Annotated in this window: 14 protein-coding genes; all 14 read left to right on the plus strand. The window is 51.7% G+C overall.

The genetic code is table 11. The features are described from left to right. Positions 1 to 5 precede the first annotated feature (5 nt). A complete protein-coding gene (locus ACH6EH_RS07765) occupies positions 6 to 773 on the plus strand; it encodes an undecaprenyl pyrophosphate synthase (RefSeq protein ID WP_138226094.1) in 768 nt (255 codons plus the stop codon). A gap of 19 nt (positions 774 to 792) precedes the next feature. Continuing rightward, on the plus strand, positions 793 to 1593 hold the full coding sequence (locus ACH6EH_RS07770; protein ID WP_397331857.1) for a phosphatidate cytidylyltransferase: 801 nt from the start codon (positions 793 to 795) through the stop codon (positions 1591 to 1593). A gap of 20 nt (positions 1594 to 1613) precedes the next feature. After that, the gene (locus ACH6EH_RS07775; RefSeq protein ID WP_397331858.1) at positions 1614 to 2753 is read left to right on the plus strand and encodes a 1-deoxy-D-xylulose-5-phosphate reductoisomerase; all 1140 of its coding nucleotides are present in this window, start codon (positions 1614 to 1616) and stop codon (positions 2751 to 2753) included. 132 nt (positions 2754 to 2885) lie between these two features. Continuing rightward, positions 2886 to 4169 carry an RIP metalloprotease RseP gene (gene rseP / locus ACH6EH_RS07780; RefSeq protein WP_397331859.1) on the plus strand — a complete coding sequence of 428 codons (1284 nt, stop codon included), beginning with the start codon at positions 2886 to 2888 and terminating at the stop codon, positions 4167 to 4169. An 86-nt stretch (positions 4170 to 4255) separates the two neighbouring features. Beyond that, positions 4256 to 5704, plus strand: a complete 1449-nt coding sequence (gene proS, locus ACH6EH_RS07785) for a proline--tRNA ligase (protein ID WP_397331860.1) — start codon at positions 4256 to 4258, stop codon at positions 5702 to 5704. A 146-nt stretch (positions 5705 to 5850) separates the two neighbouring features. Next, positions 5851 to 10173 (plus strand): PolC-type DNA polymerase III, encoded by a 4323-nt coding sequence (locus ACH6EH_RS07790; protein ID WP_138226089.1) that lies wholly within the window; start codon positions 5851 to 5853, stop codon positions 10171 to 10173. 189 nt (positions 10174 to 10362) lie between these two features. After that, a complete protein-coding gene (gene rimP / locus ACH6EH_RS07795; RefSeq protein WP_138226088.1) occupies positions 10363 to 10824 on the plus strand; it encodes a ribosome maturation factor RimP in 462 nt (153 codons plus the stop codon). Between the two features lie 32 nt (positions 10825 to 10856). Next, on the plus strand, positions 10857 to 11954 hold the full coding sequence (gene nusA / locus ACH6EH_RS07800) for a transcription termination factor NusA (RefSeq protein WP_138226087.1): 1098 nt from the start codon (positions 10857 to 10859) through the stop codon (positions 11952 to 11954). A gap of 24 nt (positions 11955 to 11978) precedes the next feature. Continuing rightward, positions 11979 to 12290 (plus strand): RNase P modulator RnpM, encoded by a 312-nt coding sequence (rnpM, locus tag ACH6EH_RS07805; RefSeq protein WP_397331861.1) that lies wholly within the window; start codon positions 11979 to 11981, stop codon positions 12288 to 12290. Beyond that, the gene (locus tag ACH6EH_RS07810) at positions 12280 to 12606 is read left to right on the plus strand and encodes a YlxQ family RNA-binding protein (RefSeq protein WP_138227783.1); all 327 of its coding nucleotides are present in this window, start codon (positions 12280 to 12282) and stop codon (positions 12604 to 12606) included. The genes rnpM and ACH6EH_RS07810 overlap by 11 nt, the downstream gene beginning before the upstream one ends. Further along, positions 12599 to 15307 (plus strand): translation initiation factor IF-2, encoded by a 2709-nt coding sequence (infB, locus tag ACH6EH_RS07815; RefSeq protein WP_397331862.1) that lies wholly within the window; start codon positions 12599 to 12601, stop codon positions 15305 to 15307. The genes ACH6EH_RS07810 and infB overlap by 8 nt, the downstream gene beginning before the upstream one ends. Before the next feature lie 19 nt (positions 15308 to 15326). Then, positions 15327 to 15674, plus strand: a complete 348-nt coding sequence (gene rbfA / locus ACH6EH_RS07820) for a 30S ribosome-binding factor RbfA (protein ID WP_138226084.1) — start codon at positions 15327 to 15329, stop codon at positions 15672 to 15674. A 35-nt stretch (positions 15675 to 15709) separates the two neighbouring features. Continuing rightward, a complete protein-coding gene (locus ACH6EH_RS07825) occupies positions 15710 to 16687 on the plus strand; it encodes a DHH family phosphoesterase (protein WP_397331863.1) in 978 nt (325 codons plus the stop codon). Continuing rightward, positions 16684 to 17595: a tRNA pseudouridine(55) synthase TruB gene (gene truB, locus ACH6EH_RS07830; RefSeq protein WP_397331864.1), complete on the plus strand. Its 912-nt coding sequence runs from the start codon at positions 16684 to 16686 to the stop codon at positions 17593 to 17595. The genes ACH6EH_RS07825 and truB overlap by 4 nt, the downstream gene beginning before the upstream one ends. Positions 17596 to 17636: the final 41 nt, after the last annotated feature.

A 17636-nucleotide genomic window follows, 5' to 3' on the forward strand; every position in this document is an offset into this window, starting at 1 on the left:
ATAGAATGATCAAACGGGTTCGTTCGTGGTTGAATCGTGGGGACAGTCAGCCGGAGCTGCAGCTTGCCGCTGACAATATTCCAGAGCATGTCGCCATCATTATGGATGGCAACGGCCGGTGGGCTAAGAAACGCGGTATGCCGCGCATTATTGGTCATCAGAATGGAATGAAGGCCGTCAAAAGAGCAGCGATTGCAGCGGATGATTTGGGGATCAAGATATTGACACTGTATGCTTTTTCAACGGAAAACTGGAAGCGTCCTAAAGAAGAAGTCGAATTCTTAATGAAGCTTCCGCAAGAATTTCTGGCCATTGAGCTGGAAGAGCTGATTGACAAAAATGTCCGCGTAACGATGATGGGACATCCGGAGGATCTTCCATCGCATACGCTGGAGGCAATGAAGGAAGCTGTAGCAAGAACGGCAGACAATGACGGAATGGTCTTGAATTTTGCGCTGAATTACGGAAGCCGCAAAGAGCTCACCCGTTGTATTCAAGAGATGGGTCAGGATATACACCGGGGAAGCCTAAAGCCGGAGGACATCACAGAGGAGATGATCGGCTCACGTCTGCTGTCAGGCAGTCTGCCGGACCCGGACCTGCTCATTCGTACAAGCGGAGAACTGCGCCTGAGCAACTTTATGCTATGGCAGCTGGCCTATAGTGAGCTCTGGTTCACTGATATTTTGTGGCCGGAGTTTACAGGTGCTCATCTTCAGGAGGCCGTGGCAGAATATCAACACCGAACACGCCGTTACGGCGGGTTGACCTAGTAATGGAGGTAGCTTCGGAATGAAAGAGCGGATCGTAACAGGTATTGTGGCTGGTGCCCTGTTTCTGGGGCTGTGCTTGGCTGGAGGGCTTTGGTATCATTTATTGATTTTGGCCATGTCACTGGTCGGTTATTATGAATTTGCCCGATCGGCAAAGCTTGCTCCTTTCGGTGCGACAGCCATCGTCGGTTATTTGGGAGTGCTATGGTTTGTGTTTCCGTGGTCTCTCCTTGAAATTCAGCTTCAGGTGTCATTCATCCAGATCATGTGGACATTGCTGCTTCTGTTCCTGCTGGTGACCGTATTTAGCAAGAACAAAACAGGGATCCAGCTGGTCTCTGTCATGTTTCTGGGGGTTGTCTACATTGGTACTGGTTTTTCCTACATTGCCGAATCGCGTGCTGCCTCTGACGGAAACGGGTTATTCTGGACCTTTCTCCTGTTTGCTTCAATCTGGGCCAGTGATGCCGGCGCCTATTTCGTAGGGAAAAAGATCGGCAGAACCAAGCTGTGGCCAGCGATCAGCCCGAACAAAACGATTGAAGGCGCGCTCGGGGGTGTGTTCATCGCGATCCTCACCTCACTTGTGTTCTCGGTATTCTCCGGCGGGATCCTGCCTGTAGGCCAGGCGCTGCTGATCGGTCTGGTTAGCGCTGTGATTGGACAGCTGGGTGATCTGATCCAATCTGCTTATAAACGCGTGTACGGCATTAAGGATTCAGGCAGCATTCTGCCTGGACATGGCGGGATCCTGGATCGCTGTGACAGCTGGATCATTGTGTTTCCGTTTGTACATATTTGGGGGCTGCTGCCTTACTGAGAAAGGATAGATAACTGCTCATGAAGAAAATCAGCGTGCTCGGTTCCACGGGCTCGATCGGAACACAAACCCTGGATGTTGTCGCTAGCTTCCCCGAGCATTTTCAAATCGAGGGCCTGGCTGCCGGAAACAATATTGAGCTGCTGCTGCGCCAGGTGCAGGAATTTAAACCGAAGAAGGTATCCGTGTCCACGCAAGAGCTGGCTAATCGTATCGCTAACGATCTTCCGGCAGGCACCAAGCTCTATTACGGCAGCGAGGGTATGATTGAGGTGGGCGCCGGGAGTGAAGCGGATACGGTCGTGACCGCGGTGGTAGGCAGCATGGGGCTGCCTTCCACGCTGGCTGCGATTGATGCCGGCAAAAGCATCGGTCTTGCGAACAAGGAAACGCTGGTGACCGCAGGCCATCTTGTAACGGCACGGGCGCGAGAGAAGGGTGTGTCCCTGCTTCCTATTGACAGTGAACATTCTGCCATCTTTCAGTGCCTGAATGGCGAGCGGATGGAAGATATTGATTTCATCACCTTGACTGCATCCGGCGGCTCGTTTCGACATTTAAGCCGGGATGAGCTTAAAAATGTCACTGTGGAGGATGCGCTAAAGCATCCTAACTGGTCCATGGGCTCCAAAATAACGATTGATTCGGCAACGATGGTGAACAAAGGGCTTGAAGTGATTGAGGCGCATTGGCTGTTTGGACTGCCCTATGATTCGATCAAGGTGCTGCTGCATCCCGAAAGCATTGTCCACTCCTTCGTTCAATTCCGCGACTCCAGCATTATGGCTCAACTGGGGAATCCGGATATGAGAGTTCCGATTCAGTACGCCTTGACGTATCCGGAGCGCTGGCACTCAGCCTCGCCGCAGTTATCCCTGGCTGAAGCCGGGAAGCTGCATTTCAAAGAGATGGACTTCGAACGTTTTCCTTGCTTAAAGCTGGCCTATGAATGTGGTAGAATAGGGGGTACGGCAACGACCGTATTTAACGCAGCCAACGAGGTTGCGGTGTCCCGTTTCTTGAACCGCGGCATAGCCTTCCTTGATATTGAAAGAATCATTGAAGCTGTGCTGGATCAGCATGAATCCATTGCTGAGCTTTCGCTAGAGACCATTGCCCACAGTGATGCATGGGCCCGAAAAGTGGCTGCTGAAATCTAGAGGCACGGGCGGTGTACTCCGGTCATGTCCAAGTTTCCCCTAAAAAAGCTAAGCGTCTTTGATTCTCTTGTCCGAGACGTGAGAATAATGATAATCTAGAAGAACCTGCTGCGTTCTCAGATGAAAAGGGGGATGTCAATTTTGGAAATGGTTCAGGTTGTTTTTTTGACGGTGCTGATGTTTTTCGTCATCGTCACGGTGCACGAGTGGGGACATTATTATTTCGCCAAGCGCGCCGGGATATTGGTACGTGAATTTGCGATTGGTTTCGGTCCGAAACTGTTCTCGTATAAACGTAATGAAACTCAGTTTACGCTGCGGCTGCTGCCGTTTGGGGGCTACGCCCGCATGGCCGGGGAGGACCCGGAGTTGGTTGAGATTCAACCGGGGCAGACGATTGCCGTTCGACTGGACAAGGACCAGAAGGTAAAGCGGATTTATCTGGATCAGCTGGACACCCGCAAGAATGTGCTGCGCGGGGAAGTTCAATTCATTGATCTGGAGGAGCGCTTGTCGCTGCGTCTGGACGTAGACGGAGAGCTTCAGCAATATGAGGTGCATCCTCAAGCCATGATGGTAGCCAAAGGCACAGAGACGCAGATTGCACCAAAGAACCGTCAGTTTGGCAGCAAGACGGTGGGACAGCGATCGCTGGCGATCTTTGCCGGACCGCTGATGAACTTTTTGCTGGCCTTTGTGCTCTTTGCTCTCCATATCCAGATGGCAGGAATTCCGATTGAGAATCCGACATATGTACAGATCGGCGAGATTACAAAAGGGATGCCGGCTGACGAGGCGGATTTGCGTGAGGGAGATATCATTGAAACGATTAACGGTACGGCTATCGGACCCGATTACGCCAAGATGATCGAGCTGATTGCCGCATCGAAGGACAAGGCGATGGATTGGACCGTGCGCCGGGGGGATGAAGTGTTCAATGTGACGCTGACACCGCGCTCTATGGAAGGCCAGGAAGGCGGCAAAGTCGGCATCATACCAGAGCTTCCCAGCCGCTCAGCCGGCTTTGGCGAGACCGTTGGCGGGGCAGGAAATGCAATGGTGGATACCACCGGCATTATTTTTCAAGGGTTCCGCCAATTAATTCAGCAGTTTAATATGGATGATCTTGGCGGTCCGGTGCGCACCTTTGAGGTGACGGGTCAAATTGCGAAGCAGGGCATTGAGCAGCTGACCTATTGGGCAGCCATTCTCTCTCTGTACCTGGGCATCTTCAATCTGCTTCCGATTCCTGCGCTTGACGGAAGCCGCCTGATCTTTTTGGGAGTGGAGGCGCTGCGAGGCAAGCCGATCGATCCCAACCGGGAAGGCATGGTCCACTTCGTAGGCTTTGCTATGCTGTTCCTGTTGATGATTGCTGTAACCTATAACGATATTTTACGCCTGATTAACGGGTAGTGTAGATGTGCGGCTGGTTCGGCTTCGCCGTTCCGGCCGTCTTTTGTATTTATATTTGAGGGCCATATGGGAGGACAAGAATTCTTATGTCAAAGGATAAAGCGTTTGTGACCGAAATTACGCCGCAGGGAGAGGATTTTTCCCGCTGGTATATTGATGTCATCAAAAAAGCAGATTTAATGGACTACTCGCCGGTACGCGGCTGTATTGTCTTCAAGCCGGACGGCTACGAAATCTGGGAGCATATTAAGGAAGAGCTGGATCGCCGATTCAAGGAAACCGGTCACCGCAACGCATACTTCCCTCTTTTCATTCCCGAGAGCTTCTTTCAGAAGGAAAAAGAGCACGTTGAAGGCTTTAATCCGGAATTGCCTTGGGTTACAGAAGCCGGAGGCGAGAAGCTGGAGGAGCGCCTGGCAATTCGTCCGACCTCCGAAACGATGATCGGCCATATGTACTCCAAGTGGATTCAATCCTATCGTGATCTGCCGGTGCTCATTAATCAATGGGCCAACGTCGTTCGCTGGGAGAAGCGGACAATGCCGTTCCTCCGTACGAGTGAATTCCTCTGGCAGGAAGGACATACTGCCCATGAAACCGAGGAAGAAGCGCGTCAGGAAACGATGCAAATGCTGGACATCTACACGGAGTTTGTGGAGAATATCCTTGCTATTCCGGTTATCAAGGGCCAGAAGACGCCGTCCGAGAAATTTGCGGGTGCTGTGGATACGTATTCTATTGAGGCGATGATGAAGGACGGACGTGCTGTTCAGGCGGGAACGTCCCACTATATGGGGACCAATTTCTCTAAAGCGTTCGAAATTCAATACTTGAACCGTGAGAACACACTTGAGTTTGCCCATACGACCTCCTGGGGAGTGAGCACGCGCTTGATCGGCTCTCTTATTATGGTGCACGGTGATGACCGCGGACTGGCATTGCCGCCGAAGGTAGCGCCAACCCAGGTCATTATGGTGCCGATCGGCCCTCCAAAAACCTGGGATGCTGTCGTCGAGCGTACGGACGAGCTGTATCGTGAGCTGAGAGCATCCGGAGTGCGCGTTCGGGTCGACGATAATAAGGACGCTCGTCCAGGCTGGAAATTTAACGAATATGAAATGCGCGGCGTACCTGTTCGTCTGGAAATCGGACCTCGCGATATGGAGAACGGAGTCTGCGTTCTGGTCTCCCGCATTACCGGTGAGAAGAAAATCATTCAGCAAAGTGATCTGGTCCAGGAGGTTCAGGATATGCTGGAGCAGGTACATCAGGAAATGTTTGCACGTGCGAAGCAATTCCGGGAAGACCATTTCTATGATGTAGATACGCTGGATCAAATGAAGGAAAGCATGGAAGAAAAGCGGGGCTTTACGCTTGCCGGCTGGTGCGGCTCTGAAGCCTGTGAGGATACGGTAAAGCAGGAAACCGGAGCGACAAGCCGGAATATACCATTCCAAGCAGCTCAGCACAAAACACACTGTCTGGTTTGCAAAGAGCAGGCAAAACATACCGTCCTGTTCGCAAAAGCTTACTAGTATGTTAAAGTAGTAACTAAACGCATATCTTCCGGAAAGCTTCTGGATGGCATAACGCTCTGTAGGGTAGAGGAGCTTGCGGTGCTGCCCGGAAGCTTTTCATTTTTTATAAGTAAGTGAACCAAGGATACTGCAGGGAGGGAGCCATGGGCACAGCGGACATAAAGGAAAAAAGAAACAGGTTTGAGCTATTGATGAGGCAGGGCGAGGTGCCGGCCGGCTTGGTGGATCCGTATTTTTTGGACGGAATCATTGAGAAGGTTGAGATCTCGCAAGAAAACCGGGAGTGGCTGATCACCTTGCACAAAGACAGCTTGGTGCCTGCTGAGGTATATCGGTCCTTCTGTCTTCGTATTCAGGAGAAGCTGAATCATATTGCAAAAATCCGGTTTCAATTCGTGTATCAGGGATCAGTAACACCAGCTGAGGTGATTCAGGAGTATTGGCGGCTGTTTCTGGAGTGGGTACACCGCCAAATCCCGTCCGTGAACGGATGGATGGCGCGGGCAAGCCATGAGCTGAATGACGGGCTGCTGACTGTTCAGATGCCCGATAGCATGGCGCTGGAGCTGGCACGGAAGAAGCAGATCGACGAGGCGCTGATGACCTTTTTCAAGCAATATTTCGCACTGGAGCTCAGGGTGAAGCTGCAGCTGGGTGAACAGCAGGATCAAGCCGCCCTGGCAGAGTTTGAGCAGAAGAAGCGGGAGGAAGAGCGGGAAGTCATTGAGCGCATGATGTCCACGCTGGAGGCAGACCCGCTGCCGGAGGAAGAAGAAGGAGAGGTAAGGCTGCAGATTGGCTATGACATTAAGGATCATCCGGTGTCCATTCAGAATATTCAGGATGAAGAGAAGAAGATTACGATTCAGGGTACCATCTTCGGGCTGGACCGTAAAGAGCTTCGTAATGGCAGCACACTGTTTACGTATAATGTGACCGACTTCAGCGACTCCCTCCAGATGAAAATGTTTGCCAAAACTAAGGATGACCTCAAGGTCATGAGTCTGCTGGAGAACGGCAAGTGGGTTAAAGCACGGGGACGGGTGGAGTATGACCGGTTTATGCAGGTGCCCGAGCTGGTCATGATGCCGTCGGATCTGGTGGAGGTGAAGGCTCCTGCTGCACGTAAAGATCAAGCGGAGCTCAAGCGGGTAGAATTTCATCTCCATACGACAATGAGCACGATGGATGCTGTCACTCCGATTGATAAGTATGTCAAAACAGCAGCAGCCTGGGGGCATAAAGCGATTGCGGTCAGCGATCATGGCGGGGTCCAGTGCTTTCCCGATGCGGACAAGCATGCCAAGAAGAATGGCATCAAAATGATCTACGGCATTGAGGCGAACGTCGTAAATGACGCGGTCAACGTAGTCGAGCAGGCCAAGCCTTTGGAATTGCATCATGCCACCTATGTTGTATTTGATATCGAGACGACCGGCTTATCCATCACGCAGAACAAAATTACGGAGCTTGCCGCCGTAAAAATGCAGGAGGGTAAGGAAATTGACCGCTATGCGACCTTCGTAAATCCGCACGAGAAAATTCCGTACCATATCCAGCAGCTGACGAACATTACTGATGAAATGGTCAAGGATGCTCCGGACCTGGAGCCTGTGCTGGAGGAGTTCGTGAAGTTCGTGGGCGATGCGGTGCTGGTTGCGCACAATGCGAGATTCGATATGGGCTTCATTCAGGCTTCCTTGAAAAATGCCGGCATGAATACGCTGGATAATCCGTACCTGGATACGCTGGAGCTGGCCCGGATGCTGCATCCCGGCATGAAGAACCACCGGCTGAACACGCTGGCTGACAAATACAAGGTGCTCCTCGAAAGTCATCACCGGGCCATTGATGACACTATAGCGCTCGCGGGAATCCTCAATGGATTGCTGTCTGATGTTGAGAAGCTGAAGGGCATCAAGATGCTGGACCGACTGAACGATTATGTCGGTACGGATCTAAGTAATACGAGACCGTTCCACTGCGGCATTTACGCCCAAAACATGATCGGGAAGAAAAACCTGTACAAGCTCGTATCCATGTCGCATACTCAGCATTTTAAGCGGGTGCCGTGCATTCCAAAGTCAAAGCTGGTCGAGATGAGGGACGGTTTGATTATTCTCTCCGGGTGCGAGAAGGGCGAATTTTTTGAATCGGTACTGAACAAGACTGTAGAGGAAGCAGAGGAGGTTGCCCAGTTCTATGATGTGCTGGAGGTGCAGCCGCTGACGATGTACATGCACCTTGTGGACAAGGGACTGGTCGGCAGTCCGGAAGAGCTGAAAACAGCGGTCCAAAAAATTATCGCCATTGGAGAAAAGCTGGATAAGCCCGTCATTGCTACCGGGAACGTTCATTATCTGGAGCCTCGGGACAAGCTGTTCCGCGACATTACAATCCATGGCATTACCGGCTTCAGCCCGCTGAAGGATCTTCGAAAGCCGGATGCCCATTTCCGCACGACCCAGGAGATGCTGGATGAATTTCAATATTTGGGAGCAGAGAAGGCCTTTGAGATTGTCGTCAAAAATACCAACGATCTGGCAGACCGCTTCGAAGAAATCGAGCTGTTTCCGAGCAAGCTGTTTACACCAATTCTGGACGGAGCAGACGAGGAAATCCGCAACACCTGCTATGAAACCGCGAAGTCTATCTATGGAGAGGATCTGCCGGAGGTTGTGGTCGCCCGTTTGGAGAAGGAGCTGGAGCCTATCATCAAATACGGCTTCTCTGCGAACTATCTCATTTCCGAGAAGCTCGTTAAAAAATCGAACCAGGACGGATACTTGGTCGGCTCCAGGGGCTCTGTAGGGTCCTCTGTAGTAGCTACCTTCCTAGGCATTTCCGAGGTTAATCCGTTGCCTGCGCACTATATCTGTCTGGACAAAGAATGCAAGCACAGCGAGTGGTTCCTGGACGGCAGTGTCCCGAGCGGCTTCGATTTGCCGGATAAGGCTTGTCCGAAGTGCGGAGGGCGATTGAAGGGCGAAGGGCAGGATATTCCGTTTGAGACCTTCCTTGGCTTTAAGGGAGATAAGGTGCCGGATATAGACTTGAACTTCTCCGGCGAATATCAGCCTGAAGCGCATAACTACACGAAGGTCATGTTCGGTGAGAAAAATGTGTTCCGAGCGGGAACCATTGGTACCGTTGCGGAAAAAACCGCCTTCGGCTTTGCCAAGAAATATGAGGAAGAGCATCAGAAGCGCTGGCGCGGCGCTGAGCTGAACCGGCTGGCCGGCGGCTGTACCGGCGTTAAGCGCAGCACCGGCCAGCATCCGGGCGGGATCGTGGTTGTGCCGGATTATATGGAGGTTGAAGATATTACCCCCGTCCAGTTTCCGGCGGATGACGTCAAGGCGGAATGGAAGACCACGCATTTCGATTATCATGCCTTTGATGCCAATTTATTGAAGCTGGATATTCTGGGCCACGATGATCCAACGATGATGCGGATGCTGCAGGATTTGACTGGCGTAGATCCGACAACGATTCCAATGAATGACCCCAAGGTTATGAGCATGTTTAACTCTACAGAAGCGCTGGGAGTAACTCCGGAGCAGATTCGCTCTCCGGTAGCAACCTATGGTGTGCCGGAGATGGGTACCAAGTTCGTTCGGCAAATGCTGATTGAATCGCAGCCATCAAGCTTTGCCGATCTGCTGCAAATATCAGGATTGTCCCACGGAACGGGCGTGTGGCTCGGCAATGCGCAGGAGTTGATCAAGAATGGAACTTGTAACATCAAGACGGTTATCGGCTGCCGTGACGATATTATGCTCTTCTTGATTTACAAGGCAGGGATGGATGCCAGTCTGGCGTTTAAGATTACGGAAAGTGTACGTAAGGGCAAGGGATTGTCGCAGGAATGGATCGATGAGATGAAGCGCTGCAAGGTACCGCAGTGGTACATTGATTCCTGTCTTAAAATTCAGTACATGTTTCCGAAGGCCCATGCGGCCGCATATGTCATCTCGGCCGTGCGTACGGCTTACTTCAAGCTGTACTACCCGATCGAGTATTATGCCACGTATTTCTCAGTCCGGGCAGAGGACTTTGACATTGAGCTGTGCTGTCAGGGCTATGATGCCATTCACAAGCGGATTATCGAGATTGAGCAGCTGGGATTCCAGGCAAGTACCAAGGAGAAAAGCATGCTTTCCATACTGGAGATGGCTCTGGAAATGACGGCTCGCGGGTTCACCTTCAAGAACATTGACCTGTACCGCTCTGACGCACTTCGCTTTACGGTTGAAGGCGACTGCCTGATTCCGCCGTTCTCCGCCCTGCAGGGAATTGGTGATAACGCGGCCCGTAACATCGCTGCGGCTAAGGAGCAGGGAGAGTTCTTATCCATTGAGGATTTCCAGCAGAAGTCTAAGGCAAGTAAGACGGCGGTGGAGCTGTTGACACAGATGGGCTGCTTCCGCGGACTGCCGGAGAGCAATCAGCTTTCTCTGTTCTAGAGCTTTTCGGAGTGGATGATACAGCCACCCGACCATCCAGGCTAGTCAAGGACTCACACTTGTCACTATTGGCAGACTATGTTATAATTTTTTTGGTAATCATGGAGATAAAACCGTTGTGTAAAGAGTGGGGCGACCCACTCTTTACTCTTTGGTATATAGGAAATGAAGTGTTGGAGGTTATGTTCTTTGAGCACATCAAAGATTAAAAGTACTGTAGAAGAAATGGTGCAGCCGTATTTGGAAGAACACGGCTTTGAACTGGTAGATGTGGAATATGTGAAAGAGGGAAGCAATTGGTTTTTACGTGTATTTGTTGATAAGGATGGAGGCATCGATATCGATGACTGCGGCTTGATCAGTGAATACCTGAGCCAGAAGCTGGATGAGAACGATCCGGTTCCGACCGCTTACTTCCTGGAGGTGTCCTCACCGGGGGCCGAGCGTCCATTGAAGAAGAAAGAGGATGTCGCCAAGGCTGTGGGCAAGCATGTATTTGTCACGGTGTATGAAGCTCTGGGCGGCAGCAAGGAGTTTGAAGGCAAGCTCATTTCTTTTGAGAATGAGGAGCTTGAAATCCAAACCGCCAGAAAAACTTACGCGATTCCATATGATAAAGTTGCCAGTGCGAGACTGGCCATCATTTTTTAGACGGTATTTATGAAAGGGGGAACCGATTTTCAATGAGTATGGATTTTATTGAAGCGATGAACGAGTTGGAGAGAGATAAGGGGATCAGCAAGGATGTGCTGTTTGAAGCCATTGAGGCCGCGCTGATTTCCAGCTACAAGAGAAACTTCAACACGGCTCAGAACGTGAGAGTGGATATGAACCGCAATACGGGGGTAATCAAGGTATATGCCCGCAAGCTGGTAGTGGAAGAGGTTCTGGATCCGCGCACGGAAATTTCGCTGCCGGCCGCGCGTGATATTAACGCGCATTTCCAATTGGACGATGTGGCCGAGATTGAAGTCACACCTCGTGACTTTGGACGGATCGCTGCGCAAACGGCGAAGCAGGTGGTCACCCAGCGTATCCGTGAAGCGGAGCGCGGCTTGATTTACAGCGCCTTTATCGATAAGGAAGAGGATATCGTGACCGGTACGCTGCAGCGTCAGGATCTTCGCAATATCTATATTGATTTGGGTAAGATTGAAGCTGCCCTGCCGCTGACCGAGCTAATGCCGAATGAGAAATTCAAGCATGGCGATCGCATCAAGGCTTACATTACCAAGGTCGAGAACACGACCAAGGGTCCTCAGATTATTCTTTCCAGAACACATCCCGGCCTGCTGAAGCGCTTGTTCGAGCTGGAGGTTCCGGAAATCTTCGACGGTGTGGTCGAGATCAAATCGGTTGCGCGTGAAGCCGGCTTCCGTTCCAAGATCGCGGTATATTCCCGCAACGAAGAGGTTGATCCGGTAGGCTCCTGCGTAGGTCCCAAGGGCATGCGTGTACAGACCATCGTGAACGAGCTGCGCGGCGAGAAGATTGATATTGTTCGCTATTCCGAGAACGTCGAGGAATACGTGGCCAATGCGCTTAGCCCATCCAAGGTGCTGGAGGTACAGGTGTTTGAAGACGAGAAGATGGCACGCGTGATCGTTCCTGATTATCAGCTGTCGCTGGCGATCGGAATCAAGGGCCAGAATGCACGTCTTGCTGCCAAGCTGACAGGCTGGAAGATCGATATCAAGAGCGAGAGCCAGGCGGAGCAGGAGTACGGCAGACCCAAGACCTTGACCGGCGAGATGCATCAGGATTCCGTCTCCGTCGACTAGATTATAAGGGCGGGGGTGCAGGAAGTGAAACAGAGAAAAATACCGCTTCGCAAATGTGTAGCTTGTCAGGAAATGATGCCCAAAAAGCAGCTGATTCGTGTCGTTAGAACGCCTGAAGACGCAGTGCTAATCGACCTGACTGGCAAAAAGTCGGGAAGAGGCGCTTATTTGTGCGGAAAGCTGTCCTGCTTCAAGCTGGCACACAAGAATAAAGCGCTCGATCGTGCCTTGAAGGCGCCGGTGCACAGTAATATTTACGAGCAGCTGGCGCAAGATTTTACGCAGGTGGAAGAAGAATTTCTGGCACAAAAGGACCGTGAGCCTGATGAACAATAAAGCATTGTCCAGCTTAGGATTGGCGATGCGGGCGGGCAAAGTGGTTACCGGCGATGAGATCGTGCTCAAAGCCATCCGGTCTTCTGAAGCAAAAATAGTCCTTCTGGCGGGTGACGCCTCAGATAATACAAAAAAGAAGTTCCGCGACAAATGCGGTTCTTACAACATCCCTCTGGTAATCGGATTTGACCGGGAAAGTCTGGGCACAAGCGTAGGTAAACCTGAACGGGTTGTGCTGGCCGTTACGGATCAAGGATTCGCAGAAATGATCTCCAAGAAATTGGAGGTAATGTCGGAGGTGGAGTATATTGAGTAAACAGGAAAACAAAGACAATAAACTTCGTGTATATGAATATGCTAAATCGCTCAATATGAGCAGTAAAGAAATCATCACAATACTCAAGCGTTTAAACGTTCCGGTCAACAATCACATGAGCGTGATGGAGAATGACACCGTTTCGAAGGTAGAGCAGTTCTTCAAGGACATCAAGTCGAATGCGGCTGCAAAGCGTGATGGCTCCAATGCCTCTCGGGGAGAACAGTCAAAGCCGGCATCGGTTTCGGACCGCGGTTCCTCGCAGGCGGTGCAGCCACCTCGAAACGGTTCGGATAAAGTTATGGACGGCAGCCGGGGTGGGTCTGGCGGCAGCCGTAATCAAGGCCAGAAGGATTCATTGCAAACCCAGGATCAGGGCCAGACTCAAAAACAACAGGAAAAGCAGGTAGGTATGAATAGTAGAAACCAACAAACCCAAAACCAGGCTTCCGGTTCACAGCAGCGTTCAAGCAGCGGCCAGGATAACCGGAGGAATTCGTCGTCAAGTTCAAATTCGCAAGGTAACACGAATCAAAATCGCGGCAGCCGCACTGGCGGAGGCCAGCAGGGCAATCGTTCTCCGCAATCCGGTCAGCAGGGCACTCGTTCCCCGCAACAGTCTGGCCAGCAGACAGGACGCAGCCAGCAAACGGGGCAGCAGCAGAATAGCCGTGGACCGCAAGGAGCAGGCGCATCAGGCGCACGTACAGACAGCAATCGCAATGCAGGTGGAAATGCAGGTTCTGCCGGCGGTCGCGGCGGCAACCGCAGCGGTGGCAATGGCGGTAATAATAGCAATGGCGGCGGTGGAAACAACAATCGCTCCGGCGGCGGCAAGCGCTTTGATGATAACAATCGTCAGGGTGGATTCCGTAATAACAATCGCGGCGGCAGAAATAACCGGGGACGCAATCAGAACAACCAGCCTCCTCGCGAGAAAATCGACAACACGCCGAAGAAAATTATCGTCCGTGGCAATATGACCGTCGGTGAAACGGCGAAGCTGCTGCATAAGGATGCTTCTGAGGTCATCAAGAAGCTGATTTTCCTCGGCGTGATGGCCACGATCAACCAAGAGCTGGATATCGACACGATTCTGCTTCTGGCCGGTGAGTTCGGCGTAGAGGTAGAGGTGAAGATTCCTGTGGAGGAAGACCGCTTTGAGACGGTAGAGGAAGTGGATGAAGCTGCCGACTTGAAAGATCGTCCTCCTGTAGTTACGATCATGGGCCACGTTGACCATGGTAAAACCACGCTCCTGGACGCGATCCGCTCTACGAATGTAACCGGCGGTGAAGCTGGCGGTATTACCCAGCATATCGGGGCATACCAGGTTGAAATTAACAGCAAGAAAATTACCTTCCTCGATACACCAGGCCACGAAGCTTTCACGGCCATGCGTGCCCGGGGAGCGCAGGTTACAGATATGACGATTATTGTTGTGGCGGCGGATGACGGCGTAATGCCTCAAACGGTGGAAGCCATTAACCATGCTAAGGCAGCGGGCCTGCCAATCATCGTAGCGGTCAACAAAATCGATAAGCCGGATGCGAATCCGGATAAAGTGAAGCAGGAGCTGACGGAATACGAGCTGGTCCCGGAAGAGTGGGGCGGCGATACGATTTTCGTCAATGTATCTGCGAAGCAGCGCATGGGTCTTGAGGATTTGCTGGAAATGATTCTGCTCGTCGCTGAAGTGAACGAGTACAAGGCGAACCCAGACAAGCGCGCACGGGGTACCGTTATTGAAGCCGAGCTGGATAAAGGAAGAGGGCCTGTTGCCCGTATTCTCGTACAGCATGGCACACTGAAGGTCGGCGACGCATTCGTAGCGGGTAACTGCTTCGGGCGGATCCGGGCTATGGTTAACGACAAGGGACGCCGTCTGAAAGAAGCCGGTCCTTCGACTCCTGTAGAAATTACAGGTCTGACTGAGGTTCCGGGCGCAGGCGATCCATTCATGGTATTCGAAGACGAGCGCAAGGCACGCTCCATTGCTGACAAGCGGGCGATAACTCAGCGTCAGTCTGAATTGAATTATGGAACTCGCGTCACGCTCGACGATCTGTTCAAGCATATTAAAGACGGTGAGATGAAGGACCTGAACGTCATCATCAAAGGTGATGTACAGGGCTCGGTAGAAGCATTGAAGGGCTCTTTGAACAAAATTGAGGTCGAGGGCGTTCGCGTGAAGATCATTCACAGCGGTGCAGGTGCGATTACAGAGTCTGATATTATCCTTGCTGCGGCATCCAATGCTATCGTGATCGGCTTTAACGTTCGTCCGGACACCCAAGGAAAGCAGACCGCCGAGCAGGAAAAGGTAGACATTCGTCTCCACCGGGTAATTTATAATGTCATTGAGGAAATCGAACAGGCGATGAAAGGCATGCTCGATCCGGAATACAAGGAGAACATTATCGGCCATGCCGAGGTCCGGAATACGTTCAAGGTTAGCAAGGTCGGAACGATTGCCGGCTGTATGGTAACCTCAGGCAAGATTGCCCGTAATGCGGAAGTTCGCCTGATCCGGGACAGCATTGTGGTTCATGAAGGCAAAATCGATTCCCTCAAGCGCTATAAAGATGATGCAAAAGAGGTCGCGCAGGGTTATGAATGCGGCATTACTTTGGCAAACTATAGCGACGTCAGAGAAGGCGACGTCATCGAAGCCTTCGTTATGGAAACCGTGGCGCGCTAAGCTAGAGAGGTGATCAGACATGGCAAAAATCCGCACAGGCCGGGTTGGGGAACAGATTAAAAAAGAGCTGAGTCAGCTTATCCAGACGGAGCTCAAAGACCCTCGGATCGGTTTTATTACCGTAACAGGTGTTGATGTTACCAGCGATTTATCGCAGGCCAAGATTTACTTGAGTGTGCTTGGAGATCAAGAGCAGAAGGCAGCTTCCTTAAAGGGATTGGAGAAAGCAAACGGCTTTCTCCGCTCCGAGCTTGGCAAGCGCATTCGGCTTCGGCACGTACCGGAGCTCATCTTCAAGTTCGATGAATCCATTGAGTACGGCAGCCGGATTGAGAAGCTGCTAGGTGAAATCGGAGAACAAGATTAACCGCTGGATTAATCGTTTCATAAAGGAGAGGGCGAATGCTGACCTATAAACAGGAGCTGCAGCAGGCAAAGGAATTTCTGCTGGAGCATGATGATTATTTGATCGTGTCGCATGTTCAGCCCGACGGAGATGCAGTCAGTTCCACCCTTGCGGTGGGCTGGCTTCTCTCGCGTTTGGGCAAAAAATACATAATGGTCAATGAAGGTGCCATTCCGAAGAGAATGAAGGTATTATGGCACGCAGATGAATTGATCAACATGACGGAGCAGCGTCCGGAAGGTGACTTCAAGCATGTTATCTGTGTGGATTGCGCTGACTTTTTACGCGTCGGCCGGACCCGGGAGTTGTTTGCCGATGACGCACTGATTCTGAATATTGATCATCATCCGACCAACGACCGTTATGGACACGTTCATGTCGTTCTGCCGGAAGCAGCCGCTACCGCTGAAATTTTGTATGATTTGATTCATGAATTTGACGTAGAGTGGAATGCAGATATTGCAGCAGCGATTTATACCGGGCTTCTTACCGATACAGGGGGCTTTCGGTATTCTAACACCTCGCCTAAAGTAATGAGCATTGCTTCGAATTTGCTCTCTCACGGGGTGAATGGTCCAGAGCTTGCAGAATCCCTGCTGGAGGAAATGACTTTGCCGCAGATGAAGGTGCTCGTCAAAGCACTAAATACGCTGCAATTGTCAGAGGACGGAAAGGTTGCCTGGGTCTACGTGACCCCGGAGGATATGGCAGATACCGGCGCGATGAATGAGGACCTGGAGGGGATCGTCAATTTCCCCCGCAATATCCAGGGCGTAGAGGTAGGCATACTGTTTAAAGCGGTATCCCCGGATGCGGTCAAGGCAAGCTTCCGCTCTGCTGGCAAAGTGGATGTAGCAGCATTGGCCCAAGAGTTCGGAGGCGGCGGCCACGTCCGGGCAGCGGGCTGCCGCATTGAAGGTGGACTGGATCAGGTGATGTCACAAGTGATTAAAGCGGTGAAAAAGGCATTATGAGTGAATTTGATGGTGTACTTGCAGTGATGAAGCCGGCGGGCTGGACGTCACATGATGTCGTTGCCAAGACCCGGCGCATTTTAGGAATGAAAAGAATCGGTCATGCCGGTACGCTTGATCCGGAGGTAACAGGGGTGCTTCCGCTTTGCCTGGGTCGTGCCACTAGGGTGGTAGAGTATATGCAGGAGCTTCCCAAGGAGTATTATGCAGTGCTTCGTCTGGGCTTCTCCAGTGATACAGAAGATATTACCGGCAGTGTGATCGATCAGGTTGATGAAGTGAATGTGACCCGGGAGGAAGCGGAGAAGACGCTGACCTCTTTCTTGGGAAGCATATCACAGGTTCCGCCGATGTACTCTGCCGTAAAGGTGAACGGCAAGAGGCTGTACGAGCTGGCGCGGGAGGGTAAGGTTGTGGAGCGCAAGAGCCGCACGGTGACCATCCATGAGATCCAAATGACCGGCTTTGAAGCGGTTGGCACTCACACAGACATCTCGTTCAGGGTGCTCTGCTCCAAAGGCACTTATATTCGTACCCTCTGTGTAGACATTGGCAAAGCGTTAGGTTATCCTGCCGTTATGGTCTCGTTAAAGCGAACCTTGTCTGCCGGGGTTGAGGCTTCGCACTGCCTGACGCTCGAAGAAATTGCGCAGAAGGTGGAGGCCGGAACGCTGGCCTCTTCCTTGATTCCGGCCGATGAAGCTGTGCGTCATCTAGCGGCGCATACGGTCATCGACGAGAAACGGTCTGCGGCCCTCCAGGGACAACGCCTTTCATCAAGAGCCGTTCAGCCGCCGGTGGAGCATAATGATGCTATCCGCCTGTATGATAGTCATCAGCAGTTTCTGGGCATTTTTCGCAGACAGGAAGAAACCGGTGCGATTGTGCCGGTGAAGGTGTTCCATTAAGACGCACGGGAGAATCTATTAAGTGAATTGCAGGTGAGAAC

The sequence above is a fragment of the Paenibacillus sp. JSM ZJ436 genome, assembly GCF_044383795.1.
GTDB classification, from domain to species: domain Bacteria; phylum Bacillota; class Bacilli; order Paenibacillales; family Paenibacillaceae; genus Paenibacillus_AQ; species Paenibacillus_AQ algicola.